Source organism: Vibrio sp. 10N.222.46.A1, assembly GCF_041473595.1.
Lineage (GTDB): Bacteria > Pseudomonadota > Gammaproteobacteria > Enterobacterales > Vibrionaceae > Vibrio > Vibrio tasmaniensis_A.
The window spans coordinates 1-6339 of sequence record NZ_JBFRSN010000975.1; the positions used below are offsets into that span (position 1 = coordinate 1).

The 6339-nt window shown below is 43.0% G+C and carries 6 protein-coding genes; 4 read left to right on the forward strand and 2 right to left on the reverse strand.

Going from position 1 to position 6339, the window contains the following annotated elements; genetic code table 11:
• Positions 1-440, reverse strand: a 440-nt coding sequence (locus AB4496_RS22715) for a serine dehydratase beta chain (protein WP_372132062.1), incomplete at its 3' end; no start/stop codon positions are given.
• A 375-nt stretch (positions 441-815) separates the two neighbouring features.
• Between AB4496_RS22715 and AB4496_RS22720 the strand changes: the two genes are divergently transcribed.
• Complete coding sequence (locus tag AB4496_RS22720; RefSeq protein WP_009845616.1) at positions 816-1694, forward strand: YdcF family protein; 879 nt, start codon at positions 816-818, stop codon at positions 1692-1694.
• A 211-nt stretch (positions 1695-1905) separates the two neighbouring features.
• Here AB4496_RS22720 and AB4496_RS22725 read toward each other — a convergent pair whose 3' ends face one another.
• Entirely contained in the window at positions 1906-2160 is a 255-nt protein-coding gene (locus AB4496_RS22725) for a DUF333 domain-containing protein (protein ID WP_009845615.1), read from the reverse strand.
• Between the two features lie 370 nt (positions 2161-2530).
• On the opposite strand from AB4496_RS22725, the gene AB4496_RS22730 reads away from it, so the two are divergent.
• The 3 genes from AB4496_RS22730 to AB4496_RS22740 all read left to right on the forward strand — a co-directional run bounded on the left by AB4496_RS22730 (position 2531) and on the right by AB4496_RS22740 (position 6211).
• Positions 2531-3049 carry an NUDIX hydrolase gene (locus AB4496_RS22730; protein ID WP_009845614.1) on the forward strand — a complete coding sequence of 173 codons (519 nt, stop codon included), beginning with the start codon at positions 2531-2533 and terminating at the stop codon, positions 3047-3049.
• 504 nt (positions 3050-3553) lie between these two features.
• Positions 3554-5665: an LruC domain-containing protein gene (locus tag AB4496_RS22735; protein WP_102257514.1), complete on the forward strand. Its 2112-nt coding sequence runs from the start codon at positions 3554-3556 to the stop codon at positions 5663-5665.
• Between the two features lie 12 nt (positions 5666-5677).
• A complete protein-coding gene (locus AB4496_RS22740) occupies positions 5678-6211 on the forward strand; it encodes a hypothetical protein (RefSeq protein ID WP_009845611.1) in 534 nt (177 codons plus the stop codon).
• Positions 6212-6339 lie beyond the last annotated feature (128 nt).

A 6339-nucleotide genomic window follows, 5' to 3' on the forward strand; every position in this document is an offset into this window, starting at 1 on the left:
CCACCACCAATTGAGTAATATGTTTCCATCTCTAAAAGACTACCGCTTGCGTCAAAAGCAGAGATGGTCATGCCATTTTCATGCAGCGGAAGGTTGGTTTTATGGAACAGCAAGTCGCTTTCTACGTCGAAGTGAATTTCATGGTTACCGCTAACCAGTAGAGACTTATCTTCAATTGCTTTACGCATTGCTTTGTTAGCACTGGTAATTTTAATGGTGTCGGGGCGGTTGCCGAGTAAACCTAATAAGGTCGCTCTGTCTGTATGGTGACCAATACCCGTTAATGATAACGAGCCGTATAAGTCGATTTGAATACGCTCTACTTGTGTAAGCTGAGCATCAATTTTTTGGGTAAAGTTAAACCCAGCGATCATTGGTCCATTTGTGTGGGAGCTGGACGGCCCAACCCCAATTTTGTAGATATCAAAAATAGACAGCATAGTAACTTCCTGTGAAGACGGTTCGATGAACGAACTCTGTGTAAAATTTGTATTTCGTTAGTTCCACTTCTTTGAGTGAACCTGTTCTTTGGGTGAAGCAGTTCTTTGGCTGAAACAGTTATTCGATTGAGCTGGCTCTTTGCTTGAAAGGTCTCTTTTATTGAAACTCGTGTTAACAAGCATAGAGCGATGAAATACAAGAGCGTGCTATGTTTGCTTTAAAGCGACACGTCTATTCTTGTATGACCCGAGATGTTGCTATCAATAGTGAGCATTATTGATAGCAACATGTAAGAATTTCAAAATACTTTTGTTAATAAGTATTGTATACATAATTCACTCCATCTAATCACTAAAACGAGACTTGAACATAAAATGAGCATTATTCACCTCCTTATTGTGCTAGGTAAGCGACTTAATGAGAATAAATTGACTAATGAAGGAATCAGTCGAGTTGATGCTTTAGTTGAGTATCTGGCTGGGCCTTTGGCTGAAGAGTCGAACCAGCAAACGGCTGTGGCGTTCTGTGGTGGGGTGACACAAGGCCAAACCGTTTCTGAAGCCGATATGATGCACGAGTATTTTCGAGAGCTTGAAAATCAACTTGAGTATCCGTTTCCCATAGGGGCGGTTTTACTTGAGCAGCATTCGACAAATACGGTTGAGAACATTCAAAACTTGGCCTCAGAGATGATTGAAAGTGGGCTGTTTACACGCGGGCAGAGTGTGACGGTGACGTTCGTTTCTAATGACTACCACTTACAACGTATCTTCGAGATTCAATCGCTGATGGACGAGCAAGGTTTGCTTAAGGTTTTGGTCGAGAAGTGCTCTGCACTTGGAGTGGAACTACAAATAGATCCTCAGCGAGAGGCTCATGTCGCAGTGCCATACCCTCATCAAACAGAGCAAGGGCAATTGTTTCTGTTAATGGATGCTCTGACGACCTACCGAGTCTATCTTGAAGGTGTCTCTGTGGGTGCATTTAAGAGGGATTTGGATTCAGTAAGACGAGAGCCAGAAAGGTTGTCTTTGGAAGCCTTGTTAGCGGCAAAGGAGTTAGTCGGGCGTTCATCTCATTTTGATATCGTAGAAAGCTTGCTTCCAGTGTTGGAGACCTGCATCCAAAATACCCCAGTCGGAATCGACATAGAAAAAGTTAAGGAGTACCTAGCATTGCTCGATACTAACCTGACTTTATTGAATCGTTATTTAGATCCAGAATCAGATCACACACATCGCTGGTGGAGATAGCGAAAACACCAATATTAGTAATACAGGTAGGTAGCCCAAAGGTGCTTTGTGTATAAAGTTGATGTGTGTACAAAGTTGATGTGTATAGTAAGGTAAACCGACCGCTCGATAGCGAACAGTTTACCTAATGTCATGTCATTTGACAGGGTGGCATTAGTGAAGGGTCAACGTCGTGTATAGGTGTGACGTCAACAGTTCACGATGTCGCAGCTTAGCTTTCTTCTTTTTGCTCATGGTTGTTGCGGTAGTATTCCCACTGTTCGATACGTTCACCGTCATCAAATACACAATAAGTAGTGCGTTGATTGTTTTCAGTTACGGTGTCTAATTCACCATCTTGTTGAACACAATAAACCGCAGCTGGGTTAGCCACTGAAACACGTTGGCCTTCGCTATATTCTGCATAGTCGTTTGCACAACCGCCCAACACAACGGCAAATACAGCCATCAAACCAATTTTCTTCATGTTTATCTCCTACGTGATAACTCTATAATCGAATGCGTTAAGTTCTACAGAACCAGATTAGAAGCTCTATGAAACTAGTATATTTTAGATTTCAGAAAAGGTTGTTCTAATTTGGTCAAGATATTGAAATAGGTTGATATTTCGCTATTTTTAACGGATTTTTGAGTGTTTGATCATGCTGGCATAGCTGGTGCTCTAACAGGAACGGCCTCCGTCAATAAGGTGCTACTTGATGGTTATTTCTACTAGATAGCAGTGGGGGAACAGCGATCAAAAGCAGAGGTTATGTGTTCTTTCAGGGGACGGAGAACGTCGAATCTATTGATGATTATGATATGATGCCGCCAAATTCAGTAGAGCAGTCAGAATCATGAGACACCTAAAAACCACTATTCACCCTGATATCGATCACCTAGACAATAAGACGGTATATAAGCGCAATGCTGCACGTGCGATTGTGTTAGATGGCGAAGACATTTTGATGCTTTATACAGAGCGTTATCACGACTACACCATTCCTGGTGGTGGTTTGGATGACGGTGAAGATGTGATCGCAGGTATGGTCCGTGAGCTTGAAGAAGAAACGGGTGCGAAGAACATTCACAGTATTAAACCGTTCGGTATTTTTGAAGAGTTTCGTCCTTGGTATAAAGATGATGCAGATATAATGCACATGATTTCTTACTGCTACTCATGCAAGATTGATCGTGAGCTTGGCGAAACAGCTTACGAAGACTACGAAGTGAAAAACGGGATGAAACCGGTGTGGATGAATATCCATGAAGCGATCGCTCACAACGAAAAGACCATGGCTGAGAGCCCTAAAAAAGGCATGAGCATTGAACGTGAAACCTTTTTGCTGCATCTAATCGCAAAGGAAATGCTGTAACCCTTTTGATAAATCAAAACTGTTTAAAAGTAGAATGTTTTAAACAGTTTTGTTCACCATGAACCAACAATAATTCCTCCCTCCTTTAGTTGAGCTAACCCATCGTAATTTGAGTTTTAAGCAAAACGCCTCCAGTCCGTAAACAACCTATCCGTTTCCAACCAGCATAGAACGTTTCTTTATCTAACAGACTTTCAAGTTGACTAACCTCTCATCAAATTGATTCTTATTTTGAAGAAAAGACCGTTTCATTCTGACTGTAATTTCAATGTGGAAAAATAAGTCTTATTTTTCAATGTTATACGGTGATTTTGAAACGATCGGAAACTTGGCTTCTCTTTTGCTTCTTTGTATTAAGCAGCTCGCTTTATCGGCACCAACATAATAAACAAAGATGCGAATAGTTTGTTTCAGAGTTAACTGAGACGCTTCTTTAACTTGCCGTTCAGAGTTCACACACTTTTCAAGGAAATCGCTCATGCGAAGAAGAAGTCGAGGTTTACTATGAAATACAAGCAAGTTATTTATCTTATGACGGCCGTTGCCAGTGCCCCTGTCTATGCAACGACGGTAGATTTGGACTTTTCAAATCATGTAGAGGCGACGAACGGCAGCAGTTCGTGGGCTGGGCCAACCTATGATGGATCTTCGATGCACTTCCTCAACGTTGGTACACATGATGGAAAAACAATAGATGCCAAAGTGTCTAGTAGTGTGTTCGGTGATGCGACATTTTTGTTTCATGCTCCTAACTACAAAGTTGGTGCAACACAACCCTCAGGAGATATTGGTTTTCTCTATCAAACTAACTCTGCGGGCTCTGCAGGTCTAACTTATACGTTTGAATTTTATGATGGTACGGATGGCCTCTCAGGTACGTTCTCAGTGCCTTATACACTTCCCGAATTTGACATGATTGGCTATGACATTGATGGCGAACCCGTGCAGTCGGAGCAAGTAAGAGTGTTTAAAAGTGAAGGTTTCTACAGTTATCAACTTGGTAGTGCTAGCGCGAGTTTGACGGCGGAAGAGAGTGCCGATGGAACGTCGGTTCTATTCACCGGGCCAGGTACGAACTATTCGGAAACCGACACTTCCGGTGCTGTAAAATTCACCTACAAGAATACCTCGATTGTAACTCTACAATTTGAAACGGTTACGAGCAGTAGCAGTAGTTTCCCCAACCCGATTTTCTCGGCATTTGACGGTAACTGGGACTTATCTGGGTTTACTACGCCAATAGAAAGTTCAGATGAATCTGATTTTGGTGACGCTCCTGATAGTTATGGAACGTTGCAGGCGAGTAACGGTGCTGAGCATGCGATATCTTCCACACTGTACTTAGGTGCTAGTGTTGATGCCGATACAGATGGCCAACCTGGTGCATCATCCAACGGCGATGATTTGGATGTTGGCGGAAATGATGAGGACGGAATTACATTGTTGACGAACCTTGAAGTTGGCTTAGACAGTTTAATTAATGTCAACGTTGTGGGGAGTGGTTATCTGCAAGCTTGGGCTGACTGGGATATGAATGGATCTTTTGAGGATGACGAGCAGTTACTAAAAAATCATTCTGTTGTAGATGGAAGCCAAGTCGTCCCTATTCGAGTGGGTGATGATGCTGTCGTTGGGAGCGTACAAACTCGATTCCGTTTAGCGAGTAGCCCTAACATTCCGAGTGACGGTTATGTTGGTGATGGTGAAGTTGAGGACTACGTGTTTAACGTTACGGATCCTGGCACAACGGTTCAACATTCGAATTACTATACAGCGGCCTTCGAAGATAATTGGCCAGAAGTTGGTGACTTCGACTTAAATGACGTTGTGGTTTACTACCGCACCACCATTTTAAGTAAAGAGGACGCAGTGCTTCGAATGGATATTACGGGAACCATAATGGCCTACGGTGCTTCTTATGGTAATGGACTGGGATGGAAGCTTGATGGCTTCGATGAGTCAGATGTCGATCTTCAAACGGCTCGAGTGCAAAAGAATGGCGCGACTCGGGTAAATATTTCGCCGTTTACGGGTGAAGACAAAAGTGTTGCATCGCCAGGAGGAGACCTCGTTGTTGTCGCGTCGTTGAACCTAAAAAATGATCTGCCGATTAACGGTGAGTGTATGTTCCACCGCACTAACCCTTCTTGTAGTCCGACTTTAGAAGCTGACCAAATGACGTTCAGTATTTCTCTGCCGTTTGCTTCTGGAAACGAGCCCACAGCGAGTTCACTGATGCCATTAAGTGGCTTCGACCCATTCATCTTTGGTGCGGGAGCGGGTTATTACCATGGTGACAGTTTCTCTACATCGCCAGGGAAAGACTTAGAAATCCATACTGCGGACTTCCCACCAACGTCGCGTGGCACGTTAGTGAGTGATTTCTATGGTATTGCACAAGATGATTCAGACCCGTCTAGTGATAAATATTACCGAACGACACAAAACATGCCTTGGGGTATCTTAATTTCATCACCTTGGAATCATCCATCAGAATACATTGATGTTAGTGAGGTGTACCCCGAATTTGCTGAGTGGGCTACATCAGGCGGTGCTTCAAAACCAACGTGGTACCAAAACCCTAACGCCAACAAAACTTGGTCAACGGAAGATTAATCAGGAGGATTTATGAAAACAATCAAACTAATTTTGAGTGGTGTAGGCTTTGTATTCCTTTCAGCTTGTGGCGGCGGAGGTGGAGGTGATAGTACCGCTTCATCTCCAAGTGCTGTCGCTCCTCCGAGCAATACTACGGCTCCGGTCCCCGTCACTCCTCCGAGTAATTCGACCGTTGGTAGCAATAACGTTGTGGCACCTGCTCCAGTAGTGGTACCGCAGTCTATTAAATCATCTGAGTTATCTATACCGGAAGGTTTTGATTTTTCTACGGAGAGAGAAGTGTCTGTAAACGTTGACGTAGCAAGCTCGCAAAGTTCTCGAGGTTTTATGAGTATTTATACAGAGTTCAATGGTGATGTTGTCGATTACACCTCACAAGTGCTGAGGAGCCCAATCAATCAAGATATTGATTTCTCTACAACTCTCCTTTTACCCAATCATGTTGATAAAGTATGGGTTGAAGTCTGGTATCCGTCGGCAATGGGAAGTGAAGTGAAACTCCTTGTAAATATTGAGGACGATAATGTAGACGTGATTCTTTAATCTTTATCTTCTACCAAACAACGTTACCGCTATTTAGGCGGTAACGTTGTTTTAGGCGCTTTTGTTGTGAATTTTTCTAACATCGAGACCTGAGATAACCTGTATAAAATGAATGGAGTGATATTATC

Excerpts from the sequence above, each read along its gene's own strand:
- AB4496_RS22720 (WP_009845616.1), top strand. The coding sequence starts at position 816 with ATGAGCATTATTCACCTCCTTATTGTGCTAGGTAAGCGACTTAATGAG.
- AB4496_RS22725 (WP_009845615.1), bottom strand. The coding sequence starts at position 2,160 with ATGAAGAAAATTGGTTTGATGGCTGTATTTGCCGTTGTGTTGGGCGGT.
- AB4496_RS22730 (WP_009845614.1), top strand. The coding sequence starts at position 2,531 with ATGAGACACCTAAAAACCACTATTCACCCTGATATCGATCACCTAGAC.
- AB4496_RS22735 (WP_102257514.1), top strand. The coding sequence starts at position 3,554 with ATGAAATACAAGCAAGTTATTTATCTTATGACGGCCGTTGCCAGTGCC.
- AB4496_RS22740 (WP_009845611.1), top strand. The coding sequence starts at position 5,678 with ATGAAAACAATCAAACTAATTTTGAGTGGTGTAGGCTTTGTATTCCTT.